This window comes from Nocardia sp. NPDC050630, from assembly GCF_044457245.1.
In the GTDB taxonomy this organism is placed as follows: Bacteria; Actinomycetota; Actinomycetes; order Mycobacteriales; family Mycobacteriaceae; genus Nocardia.
Map to the genome: position 1 here is coordinate 87,912 of NZ_JBITGN010000010.1, position 15,015 is coordinate 102,926.

General features: G+C 63.8%; 15 protein-coding genes. 5 read left to right on the forward strand and 10 right to left on the reverse strand.

Annotated elements, in window-relative coordinates; translation table 11 throughout:
- Positions 1 to 82 precede the first annotated feature (82 nt).
- Entirely contained in the window at positions 83 to 2,203 is a 2,121-nt protein-coding gene (locus tag ACIBG0_RS24445; RefSeq protein ID WP_397035285.1) for an MMPL family transporter, read from the reverse strand.
- 427 nt (positions 2,204 to 2,630) lie between these two features.
- Here ACIBG0_RS24445 and nrdF point away from each other — a divergent pair, with 427 nt between their 5' ends.
- On the forward strand, positions 2,631 to 3,593 hold the full coding sequence (nrdF, locus tag ACIBG0_RS24450; RefSeq protein ID WP_387289513.1) for a class 1b ribonucleoside-diphosphate reductase subunit beta: 963 nt from the start codon (positions 2,631 to 2,633) through the stop codon (positions 3,591 to 3,593).
- Positions 3,594 to 3,654: 61 nt separating this feature from the next.
- Here nrdF and ACIBG0_RS24455 read toward each other — a convergent pair whose 3' ends face one another.
- Together ACIBG0_RS24455 and mgtE are read right to left on the reverse strand one after the other, a co-directional pair.
- Positions 3,655 to 4,056 (reverse strand): hypothetical protein, encoded by a 402-nt coding sequence (locus ACIBG0_RS24455; protein ID WP_397035286.1) that lies wholly within the window; start codon positions 4,054 to 4,056, stop codon positions 3,655 to 3,657.
- A gap of 165 nt (positions 4,057 to 4,221) precedes the next feature.
- The gene (gene mgtE, locus ACIBG0_RS24460) at positions 4,222 to 5,586 is read right to left on the reverse strand and encodes a magnesium transporter (RefSeq protein WP_397035287.1); all 1,365 of its coding nucleotides are present in this window, start codon (positions 5,584 to 5,586) and stop codon (positions 4,222 to 4,224) included.
- 521 nt (positions 5,587 to 6,107) lie between these two features.
- Here mgtE and ACIBG0_RS24465 point away from each other — a divergent pair.
- Positions 6,108 to 7,100: an LLM class F420-dependent oxidoreductase gene (locus ACIBG0_RS24465; protein ID WP_397035288.1), complete on the forward strand. Its 993-nt coding sequence runs from the start codon at positions 6,108 to 6,110 to the stop codon at positions 7,098 to 7,100.
- Positions 7,101 to 7,352: 252 nt separating this feature from the next.
- On the forward strand, positions 7,353 to 7,721 hold the full coding sequence (locus ACIBG0_RS24470; RefSeq protein WP_397035289.1) for an RDD family protein: 369 nt from the start codon (positions 7,353 to 7,355) through the stop codon (positions 7,719 to 7,721).
- Positions 7,722 to 7,816: 95 nt separating this feature from the next.
- On the opposite strand, the gene nrdE is transcribed toward ACIBG0_RS24470, so the two are convergent.
- The 4 genes from nrdE to ACIBG0_RS24490 all read right to left on the reverse strand — a co-directional run bounded on the left by nrdE (position 7,817) and on the right by ACIBG0_RS24490 (position 11,711).
- A complete protein-coding gene (nrdE, locus tag ACIBG0_RS24475) occupies positions 7,817 to 9,922 on the reverse strand; it encodes a class 1b ribonucleoside-diphosphate reductase subunit alpha (protein WP_397035492.1) in 2,106 nt (701 codons plus the stop codon).
- A gap of 38 nt (positions 9,923 to 9,960) precedes the next feature.
- Positions 9,961 to 10,422, reverse strand: a complete 462-nt coding sequence (gene nrdI, locus ACIBG0_RS24480; protein WP_397035290.1) for a class Ib ribonucleoside-diphosphate reductase assembly flavoprotein NrdI — start codon at positions 10,420 to 10,422, stop codon at positions 9,961 to 9,963.
- A gap of 48 nt (positions 10,423 to 10,470) precedes the next feature.
- Entirely contained in the window at positions 10,471 to 10,704 is a 234-nt protein-coding gene (locus tag ACIBG0_RS24485; protein WP_040693941.1) for a redoxin NrdH, read from the reverse strand.
- A 392-nt stretch (positions 10,705 to 11,096) separates the two neighbouring features.
- Positions 11,097 to 11,711, reverse strand: coding sequence for an NAD(P)H-dependent oxidoreductase (locus ACIBG0_RS24490; protein WP_397035291.1), 615 nt, complete (start codon positions 11,709 to 11,711; stop codon positions 11,097 to 11,099).
- 116 nt (positions 11,712 to 11,827) lie between these two features.
- On the opposite strand from ACIBG0_RS24490, the gene ACIBG0_RS24495 reads away from it, so the two are divergent.
- Together ACIBG0_RS24495 and nadE are read left to right on the forward strand one after the other, a co-directional pair.
- The gene (locus ACIBG0_RS24495) at positions 11,828 to 12,469 is read left to right on the forward strand and encodes a TetR/AcrR family transcriptional regulator (RefSeq protein WP_397035292.1); all 642 of its coding nucleotides are present in this window, start codon (positions 11,828 to 11,830) and stop codon (positions 12,467 to 12,469) included.
- A 6-nt stretch (positions 12,470 to 12,475) separates the two neighbouring features.
- Positions 12,476 to 13,300 carry an ammonia-dependent NAD(+) synthetase gene (gene nadE, locus ACIBG0_RS24500; protein ID WP_397035293.1) on the forward strand — a complete coding sequence of 275 codons (825 nt, stop codon included), beginning with the start codon at positions 12,476 to 12,478 and terminating at the stop codon, positions 13,298 to 13,300.
- 25 nt (positions 13,301 to 13,325) lie between these two features.
- Here nadE and ACIBG0_RS24505 read toward each other — a convergent pair whose 3' ends face one another.
- The 3 genes from ACIBG0_RS24505 to moaA all read right to left on the reverse strand — a co-directional run bounded on the left by ACIBG0_RS24505 (position 13,326) and on the right by moaA (position 14,901).
- Entirely contained in the window at positions 13,326 to 13,499 is a 174-nt protein-coding gene (locus ACIBG0_RS24505; protein WP_397035294.1) for a hypothetical protein, read from the reverse strand.
- A gap of 108 nt (positions 13,500 to 13,607) precedes the next feature.
- Positions 13,608 to 13,850: a MoaD/ThiS family protein gene (locus ACIBG0_RS24510; RefSeq protein ID WP_397035295.1), complete on the reverse strand. Its 243-nt coding sequence runs from the start codon at positions 13,848 to 13,850 to the stop codon at positions 13,608 to 13,610.
- Positions 13,843 to 14,901: a GTP 3',8-cyclase MoaA gene (moaA, locus tag ACIBG0_RS24515; RefSeq protein ID WP_397035296.1), complete on the reverse strand. Its 1,059-nt coding sequence runs from the start codon at positions 14,899 to 14,901 to the stop codon at positions 13,843 to 13,845. Before moaA ends, ACIBG0_RS24510 begins: the two co-directional genes overlap by 8 nt.
- Between the last annotated feature and the right edge of the window lie 114 nt (positions 14,902 to 15,015).

A 15,015-nucleotide genomic window follows, 5' to 3' on the forward strand; every position in this document is an offset into this window, starting at 1 on the left:
CCTCCTTGGCGAAACGCGTGGTAACCGACGGCCACAACGTAACCCCGGACGCGCCCGAAGTGCCGCAGCGCGGCGGCGCGGGTCACCTACTGAGACTGATCTCCGGTTCGGGTTCGGCCGCCGAACGCGGCCGGGCCAGCGCACTCGGCCACCAGATCCGGTCGCCGATATCCAGGGTCAGGGCGGTGACCAGGATCGAACGCACGATCACGGTGTCGAGCAGCACGCCGACGGCGATGACAATGCCCATCTCGGCGAAGGTCACCACCGGCATGGTCGCGAATACCGCGAATGTGCCTGCCAGAACCAGTCCAGCCGAGGTGATCACCCCGCCCGTTGCGGCCAGACCGATGAGCGCGCCCGCCTTGGTGCGATGCTTGATCGTCTCCTCGCGCACCCGCGACATCAGGAAGATGTTGTAGTCGATGCCGAGCGCCACCAGGAAGACGAAGGTCAACAGCGGCAGTCCGGCATCGGCGCCCTGGAAACCGGCCAGATCGAAGATCCAGCGACTCAGCCCGAGCGCGGCGAAATAGGACAGCACCACGGTCGCCGTGAGCAGAATTGGCGCTGCCACCGCGCGCAGCAGCACCATCAGGATCACCATCACAATGGCGAGCACCGCCGGCGCGATGATCCGGTTGTCATGTGCCACAGCGCGTTTGATGTCCAGCACGACGGCGGTCTGGCCGCCCACCCTGGCCTGCGGATCCACCGCGCGCACGGCTGCTCGCGCCCGGTCGATGGTGGCCTCGGCGGCACGACTGTCCGGCGGATCGGTGAGCGTGCCCTCCAGATAGGCCAGGTCGTCCCTGACGATCGGTCGCGACGGCGCCGTAATTCCGGGTGTCGATCCCAAGGCCGCGGCGACCGCGTCGATGCGTGCCGAGGAGGCGACGACCATTACCGGCTGACCGGTACCTGCCTCGAAATGCCGTTCCAGCACCTCGGTTCCGGTGACCGCGGCGGAGGAGCCGACGAAGGCGTCCTTATTCGCGATGCCCTCGGCCTCCAGCCCGCTGGCGCCGAGTGCGAATGCGCCCAGTGCCAGGGCGGTGCCGATCCAGACGGCGCGCGGCCGCCGGGCGATGGCGAATCCGACCCGCGCCCAGAGCCCGGATTCGGTCTCGTTGACGGTGCCGAAATTCGGATGCCGCGGCCAGAAGATCCACCGGCCGACGATCACCAGCAGCGCGGGCAGCAACGTCAACATCGCCAGCAGCGCCACCGTGATTCCGATGGCACAGACCGGCCCGATGCCCTTGGTGGAGTTCATTTCCGCCAGCAGCAGGGCCAACATCGACACGATCACGGTGCAACCGCTGGCCAGCACCGCCGGGCCGGCACGGTGCAGTGCCACCGCCATCGCATCATGTTTGTCGCGATGGCGGCGCAGTTCCTCGCGATAGCGCGCGACCAGCAGCAGCGCATAGTCGGTGCCCGCACCGAAGACAAGGACGGTGAGAATGGCCTGGCTCTGCGCGTTGACGGTCAGGCCGACCTTGGTCGCGCCGAATACCGCGGCCTGTGATATCACCAGCGCGATTCCCACGGTGAGCAGCGGAAACACCCACAGCATCGGACCATAGGTGAGCAGCAGGATGGCGATGACGACCGCAGCGGCCGAATAGAGCAGCAGACCGTCGATCTCCTTGAATACCTCGCCGAATTCGGCCGCGTACCCGGCGGGCCCGGTGGCATAGAAGGACAATCCGTCGGGCCGCTCCCCCGCCGCGTCATCGACCGCGCCGACCACATTCGTCAGGCGGTTCCAGCCCTCCGATCCCATCGAGATCGGCACCAGAATTTCCAGCGCCTGACCGTCGCCGGACTGAATCGGGCCGAGCACCTTATCGGGCACCACATGCTCGACCTGCCGGAACCGATTGGCATCGACCCCGACGGCCAATCGATCGGCGGCCGTGATTCCGTCGCGTCGCTCGTAGACCAGCACCACAGGAACATCGTCGCTATTGCCGAATTTCTCGGCCAGCTTGAAGGCCTGGGTGGATTCGGCGCTGTCGGGCAGCCAGGTGACATTGTCGTTCTTCTGTGCGCCGGTGAGCTTTCCGGCGAAGGCACCCAGTGCCAGCAGGGCGATGATCCAGACGCCGAGCACCACCCATTTGCTCCGGCGGCCGCTCGGCACACGCGCGAGTCGGCCGAGCAGACCGGACATATCCGGATCGGTCGGTGCGGACATCGGGCCCCCTCGGTTGCCGCAACTCGGTCGGACCGATGTTACTGTCGAGCCCCGACATCCGTGAGTGAAAATGTGACGCTGCGCCCACTTCGATGCGGCCAACCGGGCCCGGCGCACCATCGGTGGTCGCCCGGCAATCGCAGCAATCTAGGCAGCGACACCAGCACCACGCCACGAGCCTGCGACCGACCGGTCCGCAAACCGCGGGCGACCGCGATGACGGCCCCGGCATCGATGCACGGATTTCGCGCTGCGTGCCGCACAATAGGTGCCGCACGCGGTGGTCACCGGCGCATCTGCACCATCACAAAAGACACCGCTGCGACACAAGGTGTTGTGCTGCACGGACCTGTCATCCCCCAGGAGTAGTGTTCTGAGTGAAGCAATTCCGTGACGGCAGCGTGCTCGGGAAGGGTGTGGAGGCAGGATGAAACTTATCGATCGGGTGTCGGCCATCAACTGGAATCGGGTGCCCGACGAGAAGGATGCCGAGGTCTGGGATCGCCTGACCGGCAACTTCTGGCTGCCCGAGAAGGTGCCGGTGTCCAATGACATTCCGTCCTGGAACACCCTCACCGCCGACGAGAAGCAACTGACGATGCGGGTCTTCACCGGCCTGACGCTGCTGGACACCATCCAGGGCACGGTCGGTGCGGTAAGCCTCATCCCGGACGCCGCGACTCCGCACGAGGAGGCGGTGCTCACCAATATCGCGTTCATGGAGTCGGTGCACGCCAAGAGCTACAGCTCGATCTTCTCCACACTGTGCTCCACCCGCGAGATCGATGACGCGTTCCGCTGGTCGGAGGAGAACCGAAACCTGCAGCGCAAGGCCGAGATCGTGCTGGAGTACTACCGCGGCGACGATCCGCTCAAGCGCAAGGTGGCCTCCACCCTGCTGGAGAGCTTCCTGTTCTACTCCGGCTTCTACCTGCCGATGTACTGGTCCTCGCGGGCCAAGCTCACCAACACCGCCGATCTGATCCGCCTGATCATCCGCGATGAGGCCGTGCACGGCTACTACATCGGCTACAAGTACCAGAAGGGTCTGGAACTGCTCGGCCAGGCCGAACGCGACGACCTCAAGAACTACACCTTCGAGCTGCTGTTCGAGCTCTACGACAACGAGGTGGAATACACCCAGGACCTCTACGACGAGGTCGGTCTCACCGAGGACGTCAAGAAGTTCCTGCGCTACAACGCCAACAAGGCCCTGATGAACCTCGGCTACGAGGGCCTGTTCCCCAAGGACGAAACCGACGTCAACCCAGCCATCCTCTCGGCCCTGTCCCCAAACGCCGACGAGAACCACGACTTCTTCTCCGGCTCCGGCTCCAGCTACGTCATCGGCAAGGCCGTCAACACCGAAGACGAAGACTGGGAGTTCTGAACCACCCACAACGAAATCTGGCTCGATCCCCAGGGACCGAGCCAGATTTCTTTGCCTGAGACTACTTGCCGCCGTTGGGCTTCCGCAAAATTTCCAGGATCTGAGCAACGTCCGACTTGAGCGCGCCGACGTCCGACTTCAGCGTGCCGACATCGGACTTGAGCGTGCCGACATCGGCCTCTATCGATGCCAGTCGTCCATCCATCACATCTTGACGCGACGCCATATTCCCGATGTCGACATTCATCGAAATCAAGCGTGAGGCGACCGAACGGCCATCCAAGTCACCGATACTGGTGTGGATGTCACCGATACTGCTGCGGATGTCGCCCATGCTGGTGTGGATCGCAGCCAACTGCTCGTGGATTTGCGTCACCGTCACAGTATCCCGGGTGATCTGGTGATCGCGCCACAGTTCTAATTCGCATACTCGTTGCTCGAGAGACTTCCCGCTGGTACTCATGGTCGAACCCTCCCCTTGGCCACTCAGTGTCGAAAACATGTTCGACAATAGCGTTCGGCTCTCACCACATCCAGAGTTCGATCGGAATGCTATTGCGACACACGGAAGACACGCGGGGCCGTCCGGTTCGAGAGACGACAGGCCTTGTGCATCAGGATGTTCGCCTCAGATGCCGAGGACCAGTTTGGCGGTGGTGAAGTAGATGATGAGGCCGGTGGCGTCGACGAGGGTGGTGACCATCGGGGCCGAGACGACCGCTGGATCGATGCGGAATCGCTTGGCCAGCAAGGGCATTGTGCCGCCGATGGTCGCGGCCCAGCCGCAGATGATGACCAGGGTGATACCAACAACCAGCGCCGTGCCCGGATCGACGAATAGCGCGCCGATGGCGATACCCGCCGTGGCCAGCATGGTGCCAAGGACCAGGCCGACGCGGCATTCGCGCCAGATCACCTTGAACAGGTCGGAGCCGCGCACCTCGCCGACGGCGAGTGCGCGCACACATGCGGTTGCCGCCTGGGCACCGGCATTCCCGCCCGCACCGATGAGCAGCGGTATGAACAACGCCAGGTGCGCCGCCTGCTGGAGGGTGCCCTCGAAGAAGTCGGTGACACTGACCGTCAGGGTGGCCGCGAACAGCAACAGGAGCAACCACAGTGCGCGGTAGCGGGCCAGCTGGAATACCTTGGCCGCCATATAGTGGCCCTCCCACGGTGCCGAACCCGCCTGCTTGGCGACATCCTCACTGTCGGCGGCCTCGATGACCTCGACCGCGTCATCGATGGTGAGCAGTCCGACCAGCCGGTCCTCACTGTCGACGACCGGCAGATTGATGACATTGGTTTCGCGCATCAGCCGCGCCGCCTTCTCGGCGGAGTCGGTCGCACGCACGAATGTCGGCTCGGTCACGACCAGATCCGACACCATCGCATCGGGACGACTCAATACCAGCTCACGCAATTCGACAATGCCGGTGAGTCGGCGGCCGGCGTCGACGACGGGCAGCGTGTATACCGTTTCGGCATTGATGCCCTTGATCCGCACCGTCTGCAGAGCGTCCGGAACGCTCAGATTGCGCGGCAGCGCAACGACTTCCGGCGTCATGTACAGCCCGACCGAGCCCTCTGGATAGCCGAGCAGCGAAGCGGTCATCCGGCGTTCGCGCGCACTCAGTCCGGCCAGCACCTTCTTGGCCACTTTGGCCGGTGCCTCGCGCAGCATCCTGGCACGGTCGTCGGGATCCATCGCCTCGACCAGATCGCGGAAGCTCTGATCGCGCAGGCCCTCCAGAATCTGTTGCTGGTCAACGGGTTCGAGTTCCTCGAACACGGCGAGCGCCAGATCCTTGTCGAGCAGACGGAAGGCGATGCCCGCCTGGACGGCGTCCATGCGTGCGAGTTCGTCCGCTATGACATGCGGCTGCTGATTGTCGAGCCAGTCGAGCGCGGCGTCGACACGATGGGTGTCCACGATGTCCTGCAGGGATGCGGACAGCGTCGGACGTGCTTCGATGAGATCGGTCTGCGACATGGGAGGTCCTCAGCACACGGCGAGTAAGCGAGTGAATCGAAAACGAAGTCACACCGCGGGCACCAACCCCGGGACCGACTACTGCAGTACGGTTTTACGAAGGGGCGGCGCCGCGCGGCCTTCGACTGGGAGGTTCGCTGCGCATCGCAACCCCACCTCCTCAACGCCGCCACAGGGCCGTCACCACTGCGGATTACTCGAATGCGCCGCCGGATCGGACCGACCGCACAGCTTCCGGTTGAAGGATACATGCGGCGACGCGGGTGTTCACACTCGAATCGCGTAAAGACCGACGATAACTGGCTCCAATATGACCGGACCCACATCCGGTGTCAGGATGTCGAGGTGGCGCCGACTGCCAGCCCCTGCTCGATCAGCATGACCCGGAGCGCACCGCGCCGCCAGCGAAGCTTCCGGCCAGCGGAAGATTCGACGCAGACCGAGTCGAACTCTGCGGCAATCATGGCGAGCCCGCGAGGATCATGGCGGTTAGTTTGGGTAGAAACACGAAGGAGAGATCTGTGCGCTTCGGCATCTTCATTCCACAGGGGTGGCGGCTGGATTTGGTCGATATCGACCCGGCGGCGCAGTGGGGGGTGATGCGCGATCTCGCCCAGCGGGCGGATGCCGGAGAGATCTGGGAGTCGCTATGGGTGTACGACCACTTCCACACGGTGCCGGTGCCGACGGAGGAGGCGACGCACGAGGCGTGGACGCTGATGGCAGCGTTCGCGGCCACCACATCACGCATTCGGCTGGGGCAGATGTGTACCGCGATCAGCTACCGCAATCCGGCATATCTGGCCAAAGTCGCCGCGACCACAGATCTGATCTCCGGCGGCCGGGTCGAGATGGGCATCGGCGGCGGCTGGTACGAACACGAGTGGCGCGCTTACGGTTACGGGTTTCCGTCGGCGGGTGAGCGGCTCGGGCGGCTCGACGAGGGTGTGCAGATCTTCCGCCAAGCCTGGACCGAGGGCAAGGCCACACTGGACGGTAAGTACTACCAGGTCGATGGTGCGATTGTGCGGCCACTGCCCTTGCAGGAGGGCGGTATTCCGATCTGGGTCGCGGGCGGTGGTGAGAAGAAGACGCTGCGAATCGCGGCAAAGTACGCCCAGTACACCAACTTCAGTGGCGCACCCGAGGAATTCACCCACAAGTCCGAGATCCTGCGCGCGCACTGCGCCGAGGTGGGGACCGATTTCGATGCCATCGTGCGCTCCTCGAACTTCAACGCGGTCGTTGGATCCACCGAAGCCGAAGTAGAGCAACGCCTTTCGGCCCTGCAGGCTCGCTTGGCCACGGTGATCAGCGACGACCAGGCCAAATCCTTCGTCGACGGCATGCTCCGCACCTCCCCCGCCGTAGGCACCCCGGAACAGCTCACCGAGCGCCTGTCCGCCGTCGGTGACCTCGGCCTCGGCTACGCCATCTTCAACTTCCCCGAAGCCGCCTACGACACCAGTGGAATCGACCTCTTCGAACGCGAAATAGCCCCAGCCCTGCGGTAACTGCCCGGGTCCGCAGGCCGCCGCGCCTGCGGACCTCGGACTTCCCACCACTGGGACCGCTGACACAATGATCGGCGACCAGCTCACGACACGATGACTCGGGAGATATCTGTGGCGCATGGCAATCCGGGCCGCTATGCCGACGCGCCGACGCCGCCTCCGGCTGCGCGGTCGCGGTTCGAACACGACCCGAACGGGTTACCGCGCGCTGTCGAACCGGTACGCAAACCCGAAGCGAAAAAATACGATTCGATGTCGCTGAACGCCGGTCGGCCGCGCCCCGACGGCACCATCGAAGAGCCGAGATGGCCGATGCTCATCGCCTTCGCCATCGATCTGCTGCTGCACGCGGCCATCGGCGGTGCTGTCTGGCTCACGATCACCAAATACTCCCCAGACCCCGAGCAGGCCATTCCGCTGGCCGTAACCGCCGCGGTCGCAACATCTTTCGCGCACCGTACATTCATCCAGCGCATAACCGGCACAACCCTCGGCAAGGCCTTCTTCGGCCTACGCCTGCGCTACCCCGACAACACCTTCCCCACCCTCTGGCAATTGATCAAACTCTGGTGCGTAGGCACCTTCACCGTCGTAGTAACTCCCCTCCAACTCTTCGGCTGAGCCTTACGATGACCGGGCGCAACTGGGTCAGCAGGGTCGCTTCAAGCTGAAAATAGGCCTGCGGCAACGGAATCCGTTGCCGCAGAGCCGCAAAATCAGAGCATGCAGGAGACGCAGCCCTCGACCTCGGTGCCCTCCAGAGCCATTTGGCGCAGGCGGATGTAGTAGAGGGTTTTGATGCCCTTGCGCCAGGCGTAGATCTGGGCGCGGTTGAGGTCGCGGGTGGTGGCGGTGTCTTTGAAGAAGAGGGTCAGTGACAGGCCCTGGTCCACGTGTTGGGTGGCGGCGGCGTAGGTGTCGATGATCTTCTCGTAGCCGATTTCGTAGGCGTCCTCGTAGTACTCGAGGTTGTCGTTGGTGAGGTAGGGGGCCGGGTAGTAAACGCGGCCGATCTTGCCTTCCTTACGGATCTCGATCTTCGACGCCACCGGGTGGATCGAGCTGGTGGAGTGGTTGATGTAGGAGATCGAGCCGGTCGGCGGGACGGCCTGCAGGTTCTGGTTGTAGATGCCGTGCTCCATGACCGAGGCCTTGAGCTCACGCCAATCGTCCTGGGTGGGAATGTGCACGCCCGCATCGGCGAACAGCTGCGCGACCCGTTCGGTCTTCGGCTCCCAGACCTGATCGGTGTACTTGTCGAAGTACTCACCGGAGGCGTACTTGGATTCAGGGAAGCCACCGAAGTAGGCGCCGCGCTCCTTCGCGATCACGTTCGAGGCCCGAATCGCGTGGTAGACCACGGTATAGAAGTAGATATTGGTGAAGTCGATACCCTCTTCGGACCCGTAACGTACTCGCTCGCGAGCCAGGTACCCGTGCAGATTCATCTGGCCGAGGCCGATAGCGTGGGATTCGTTATTGCCCTGTTCGATCGAGGGCACCGAGTAGATGTGCGTCTGATCCGATACCGCGGTCAGCGCCCGGATCGCCACCTCGATGGTCCGCGCGAAATCGGGTGAATCCATCGTCTTGGCGATGTTCAACGAGCCGAGGTTGCAGGAAATGTCCTTGCCCACCTTGGCATAGGACAGATCGTCGTTGAACAGCGACGGCGTCGATACCTGCAGGATCTCCGAGCACAGATTCGAGTGGGTGATCTTGCCCGCGATCGGATTGGCCCGGTTCACCGTGTCCTCGAACATGATGTACGGGTAGCCGGATTCGAACTGCAGCTCGGCAATGGTCTGGAAGAACTCGCGCGCCTTGATCTTCGACTTGCGGATGCGCTTGTCGTCGACCATCTCGTAGTACTTCTCGGTGACATTGATATCGGCGAATGGCACGCCGTAGATGCGCTCCACGTCGTAGGGCGAGAAGAGGTACATATCCTCGTTCTTCTTCGCCAGCTCGAAGGTGATGTCCGGGATCACCACACCCAGAGACAGTGTCTTGATCCGGATCTTCTCGTCGGCGTTCTCCCGCTTGGTATCCAAGAACCGGTAGATGTCCGGGTGGTGCGCGTGCAAGTACACCGCGCCCGCCCCCTGGCGAGCGCCCAGCTGGTTGGCGTAGGAAAACGAATCCTCGAGCAGCTTCATGATCGGGATGACACCCGAGCTCTGGTTCTCGATCTTCTTGATCGGCGCACCGTGCTCACGAATATTGGTGAGCAGCAGGGCAACTCCGCCGCCGCGCTTGGACAGCTGCAGCGCCGAGTTGATGGAGCGTCCGATCGACTCCATATTGTCCTCGATGCGCAGCAGGAAGCAGGACACCGGCTCACCGCGCTGCTTCTTACCCGAGTTGAGGAAGGTCGGGGTGGCTGGCTGAAAGCGCCCGTCGATGATCTCGTCGACCAGCTTGCTCGCGAGCACCTCGTCACCGGCCGCCAACGTCAGCGCCACCATGCAAACCCGGTCCTCGAACCGCTCCAGGTAGCGCTTACCGTCGAATGTCTTGAGCGTGTAGGAGGTGTAGTACTTGAACGCGCCGAGGAAGGTCGGGAACCGGAACTTCTTGGCGTAGGCCTGTTGGAACAGCGACTTGATGAACGCGCGGCTGTACTGCTCGAGAACCTCTGCCTCGTAATAGTTCTCGTCGACCAGGTAGTCCAGCTTCTCGTCCAGATTGTGGAAGAAGACGGTGTTCTGGTTGACGTGCTGCAGGAAGTACTGGTGCGCGGCCTCGCGGTCCTTGTCGAACTGGATCTTGCCGTCGGGGCCGTACAGGTTCAGCATCGCGTTGAGGGCGTGGTAGTCCATGACCTCACCCGTCTCGGCGGTACGGACCGGGGCCTGCTCTAAGCGGGCTGTCTTGCCGGTCGGTGCTGTCGTTGCTGTTGCCAAAACAATCCCAATCCCTCGCGGACGCGCTCGACGTCCTCAGCGGTTCCCATGAGTTCGAAGCGATACAGGTAAGGCACCCCGCACTTGCGCGAGATCACCTCGCCCGCATAGCAATAGGTATCGCCGAAGTTCGTGTTTCCCGCCGCGACGACGCCGCACAGCAGCGCACGGTTGTGCGGATCGTTGAGGAACTTGGCGACCTGCCGCGGCACGAAATCCTTATCGGATCTATTTCCCCCCAGTACGTGCCGACCGCCCCCGTAGGTGGGGACGACCAGCACGTATGGTTCGTCTACGCGCAGCGAGTCAGCGGTGTGCAGTGGTATGCGAGTCGCCGGGAGTCCCAGCTTCTCGACGAAGCGGTGCGTATTCTCCGAGGCGCTGGAGAAGTAGACCAGCGCTGTCCCTGTAGACATGGCTACCCCCTCCCCCTTCCAACGGATACACCGGAAAGCTGAATACGATCAGGCGGCCACGGTCGCGAGCGACTTGATGCGGTCGGGCCGGAAGCCGGACCAGTGGTCCTCACCGGCGACGACGACCGGCGCCTGCAGATAACCCAGCGCCATGACGTAATCACGCGCCTCGTCGTTCTCGGAGATGTCGATGACTTCGTAGTCCACCCCGGCCTTGTCGAGCGCCTTGTAGGTGGCATTGCACTGGACGCAAGCGGGCTTGGTGTACACGGTGATGGTCATTGATGTCCCTCTCTCCTATGCCTGATCCATAGCCTGTGATCCGTATGCAGTGCTTGATCCGACGTACCTGCGCAAACTCCTGGATCGGTAGCTGAAACCCCTGCTCAGCCGCTCGCGGCCGAAGCTGATCTCATCCCGTCTTCCAGTACGGAAGACACTACACCTAGTGGCCGACAGAGTCATAAAACACGACATGTTGCGAGTCACAACGATGAAATTCCCAAGTGGTAAGTACCAGGACGGTCGATTCGCAACCCGACACAACAGTGGCGCAGATCACAATTTCGTACCGTAGCGCCCTTCCAGCAAACTTCTTTCGACGAACGAAAAAGGGCCGCCCCCTACTCCACGGAGTGGAATCGGGGGCGGCCCTGCGGGCGGAACCTCGACGGTCAGGCGGACACCAGTTCGCCGGTCGCCTGAACCAGTTCGTGCACGGTCGCGCCGAGCTGCGTCAGCGCCTCGGCATCCTCGCGCGGATGCGATGCGGCGAACCGCTCACCGAAACCGGCGAAGTGCAGGTGGGCGGTCTCGACAACCCTGGCGCCCGCGACACCGAGCGCCTTGACCACGTCGCCGTGCGCCCACTTGGCCGCATTTGGGCTGATCGAGCCGCTTACCACCGCCACCGGCCGATCCTTGATCGCCCCGGCGCCGTACGGGCGCGAGGCCCAGTCGATGGCATTCTTCAGCACAGCGGGAATACTGCCGTTGTATTCGGGGGTCACCAGGAGCAGGCCATCGGATGCGGCGACCGCGTCACGCAGCGCCTGCGCGGGGGCGGGTACGGAGCCGGGCACGTCGAGATCCTCGTTGTAGAAGGGGATATCCCCAAGGCCCTCGTAAATGGAGATCTCGACGCCGTCGGGGGCGGTCTGCACCGCGGCCTCGGCGAGCCTGCGGTTGATCGAGGCGGCGCGAAGGCTGCCGACAAGGGTAAGGATCCGGGTCCGTGCCCCGGCTTCGCCGTCCGCCAAGGGCGCCGTGTTGTTGATTCGCTCGCTCATGGAATGACTCCTGGTGTACTGAATGTGGTGTCCGGTCTTTTGCCTACACTAACCGGACCATGGTCCGATTACATTCCCGGGAGAACCGCGAGAGGCCTGTGAGCTACAGCACATCCATGCCGGACGGAACGATGCCCGAGCGCCCGTTGCTCGGCATCGGTGCGCCCCTGCCCGGAAATCACGAACGCGCCGATGCCGCGCGAAACCGCCAGCTACTCCTGGACGCGGCACAGGAGATCGTGCGCGAACAAGGTGTGGACGGCCTGACCATGGACGCGCTCGCCAAGCGCGCGGGCGTCGGCAAGGGCACCGTCTTCCGACGGTTCGGCAGCAGGTCGGGGCTGTTGCGCGCACTGTTGGACCACGCCGAGCGAAAGTTCCAGGAAGAGTTCATGTTCGGACCGCCACCGCTGGGGCCGGGGGCGGCGCCGGTGGAGCGACTGGTCGCCTTCGGCCGGGCCCGGCTACTCGATATCGAGGTCGCGGGCGAACTGCATCGCGCGGCGGAGATCGGCGAGGCGGGCGACCGATTTACCGGCCCGCCCTACGGACTGCTGCGCGCGCACGTGACGATGCTGCTGCGGCAGGCGCGCATCGACGGCGATGTGGTGCTGGTCGCCGATGGTCTGCTGGGCCTGCTCGGCGCCGCCTTGGTGATGCATCAAATGCATGTCCTCGGTTACGACCGCTGTCGGATCGGCGATAACTGGGAGGCGTTCGTTCGACGGGTTGTGATCTCGGCGCGGCCAGTAGAGTGATGCGTCATGGGGAACCTGCGTGAACAGATCATCGCCGAGTTGGGCGTCCAATCGAATATCGAACCGAAGCTCGAGGTGCGCCGCCGGGTCGATTTTCTCAAGGACTATCTGAGCGCAAGTCCCGCACGAGGTTTCGTACTCGGCATCAGCGGTGGTCAGGACAGCGCGCTGACCGGACGACTGTGCCAGCTCGCCGTCGAGGAACTGCGTGCCGAGGGCGCGGATGCCGCGTTCATCGCGGTGCGACTGCCCTACGGTGTGCAGGCCGATGAGGCCGATGCGCGGATCGCGCTGCGGTTCATCCAGCCCGACCGCTGCGTGGTGGTGAATATCCGCCCCGGCGCCAATGCCGTTGCCGCCGAAGTGGCCTCGGCGATGAGCGTCGACAAGCTGCGCGATTTCGTCCGCGGCAATATCAAGGCCCGCGAACGCATGGTGACCCAGTACGCCATCGCCGGGCAGGAAAATATGCTCGTCGTCGGCACCGATCACGCGGCCGAGGCGGTCACCGGTTTCTTCACCAAATTCGGCGACGGCGGCGTCGACATCACCCCGCTCACCGGCCTCACCAAGCGCCAGGGCGCGGCGCTACTGCAGGAACTCGGCGCACCGTCGAGTATCTGGTCCAAGGTGCCGACCGCCGATCTCGAGGACGACCGCCCCGCCCTGCCGGACGAGGAGGCGCTCGGCCTGCGCTACAGCGAGATCGATGACTATCTGGAGGGTAAGGACGTCACCGCCGAGGTCGCCGAGAAGCTCGAAACGATCTTCGTGAATACCCGGCACAAGCGCACCGTCCCGGTCACCCCGCTCGACACCTGGTGGCGCTGAGCCCCTTGCCGGCAGAACTCACGGCCTACTTGCGGTCCGCTTCCTCGATCAGCCTGCGGTGCAGTTCCTTGGTCATCTCGTGAATGGACTTCGTCAACTCGAGATCGCTCTTGAGCTGTAACTCCTGTTCGGTGAAGTCGTGATCGGCCTTGATCTGCTGGAATTGCGCGCCGAGAGCTCCCGCCAGCCGCCACCGCACTACCGGCGCATGACCAACGCCGACGGGTAGTCGAATGGTGGTTGAGAGGGCGGTTGGGAGTCGCCGAATGACTACCGTCGGCGGCGGAGCCACACTGAGGAGCGGGGGTCAGCCGCCAGCGAACGGGGGTAGGACGTCGACGCGCGGTGTCAGCGCGACCGACGGGTCACGGGTGAGTTCGTCGCCGACGAGGTAGGCGCAGACGGCGAGCATCTTGTCCAGGTCCGGACCGTAGGATTCGGCGAGGGTGGTGCGCAGGTCGGCGACGGTGGCGTCGGCTGGAAAGTCGAGGATTTCCCGGTCCTTGCCGACGACGTCGGCAATCGCGGCGAAGTAGCGGATCTCAACCACCGATGGCTCCCATCGTGCGTTCCGGCGGAACGAAATCCTCGGCATCGATCCCGTGTCCCGCCCATTTGTTCCACATGGCGCCGCGCCAGATGGCAGCGATCTCATCGTCGTCGGCACCCGTGCGCAGCGCTTGGCGCACATCGAATTCTTGATCGCTGAACAGACACGAGCGCAGCATGCCGTCGGCGGTGAGCCGGGTCCGGTCACAGGTATCGCAGAATTTGCGGGTCACCGTCGCGATGATGCCGACCGTCGCCGGGCCGCCGTCGACGAGCCATTTCTCCGCGGGAGCGGACGGATCCGACCGGCCGACCTCGGTCAGCGTGAACCGGGTGCCGAGCACGTCGAGCAACTCGGCCGCGGTCACCATATTCGCCCTGGCCCATTCATGATCGGCGTCCAGCGGCATCTCCTCGATGAACCGCAGTTCACAGCCCTCGTCCAGACACCAGCGCAGCAGATCCGGCGCACCGGCGAGAGTGTCGCGCATCAGGACGGCGTTGATCTTCATCGGCGCCAGTCCGGCATCCCTGGCCGCACGAATGCCCGCGAAAACGGACTCGAGCCGATCACGGCGGGTCAGGCGGGCGAAGCCGAGCCGATCCACGGTATCCAGCGAGACATTCACCCGGCTCAGCCCCGCGGCCGCGAGACCGCGGACCCGATGGGCGAGTCCGACGCCATTGGTCGTCATGGACAGCGGGACCTCGGGCACCTGCTCATGACAGCCGGCAATGATCCGCTCCAGATCGCGGCGCAGTAGGGGTTCACCGCCGGTGAACCTGACCTCACGCACCCCCAACTCCCGCACCGCGAGCGTGACGAGTCGCACAATCTCCTCGACGGTCAGCAGTTCATCCTGCGGGATCGCGGGCAGACCCTCTTCGGGCATGCAGTAGGTACATCGCAGCGAACACTTCTCGGTGATCGACACGCGCAGATCGCGTGCGGTGCGCCCGAATCGATCAACCAGGTACGGCGTGTCGGGCCGCCCGTCGAGTGAGGGCAGCCTGGACCGCACGGCGGGAATCCCCATCTCGACCAGCGTCACCAGTCCATTATGACCGGTCCGCACGCTGTGGCCATGGGCGGACCGCACCATCTGGAGCTCACAAACCCCGAGTTCAGCAGGTGAGCGTTCGTGCGATACGACAAGAGAACTCGT

What these genes read in the sequence shown, in the direction of transcription:
- ACIBG0_RS24445 (WP_397035285.1), bottom strand. Translation starts at nt 2,203, where the DNA reads ATGTCCGCACCGACCGATCCGGATATGTCCGGTCTGCTCGGCCGACTC.
- ACIBG0_RS24490 (WP_397035291.1), bottom strand. Translation starts at nt 11,711, where the DNA reads ATGAGCGAGCGAATCAACAACACGGCGCCCTTGGCGGACGGCGAAGCC.
- nrdI (WP_397035290.1), bottom strand. Translation starts at nt 10,422, where the DNA reads ATGTCTACAGGGACAGCGCTGGTCTACTTCTCCAGCGCCTCGGAGAAT.
- mgtE (WP_397035287.1), bottom strand. Translation starts at nt 5,586, where the DNA reads ATGTCGCAGACCGATCTCATCGAAGCACGTCCGACGCTGTCCGCATCC.
- nrdE (WP_397035492.1), bottom strand. Translation starts at nt 9,922, where the DNA reads ATGGACTACCACGCCCTCAACGCGATGCTGAACCTGTACGGCCCCGAC.
- nadE (WP_397035293.1), top strand. Translation starts at nt 12,476, where the DNA reads ATGGGGAACCTGCGTGAACAGATCATCGCCGAGTTGGGCGTCCAATCG.
- ACIBG0_RS24485 (WP_040693941.1), bottom strand. Translation starts at nt 10,704, where the DNA reads ATGACCATCACCGTGTACACCAAGCCCGCTTGCGTCCAGTGCAATGCC.
- ACIBG0_RS24495 (WP_397035292.1), top strand. Translation starts at nt 11,828, where the DNA reads ATGCCGGACGGAACGATGCCCGAGCGCCCGTTGCTCGGCATCGGTGCG.
- ACIBG0_RS24455 (WP_397035286.1), bottom strand. Translation starts at nt 4,056, where the DNA reads ATGAGTACCAGCGGGAAGTCTCTCGAGCAACGAGTATGCGAATTAGAA.
- nrdF (WP_387289513.1), top strand. Translation starts at nt 2,631, where the DNA reads ATGAAACTTATCGATCGGGTGTCGGCCATCAACTGGAATCGGGTGCCC.
- ACIBG0_RS24470 (WP_397035289.1), top strand. Translation starts at nt 7,353, where the DNA reads ATGTCGCTGAACGCCGGTCGGCCGCGCCCCGACGGCACCATCGAAGAG.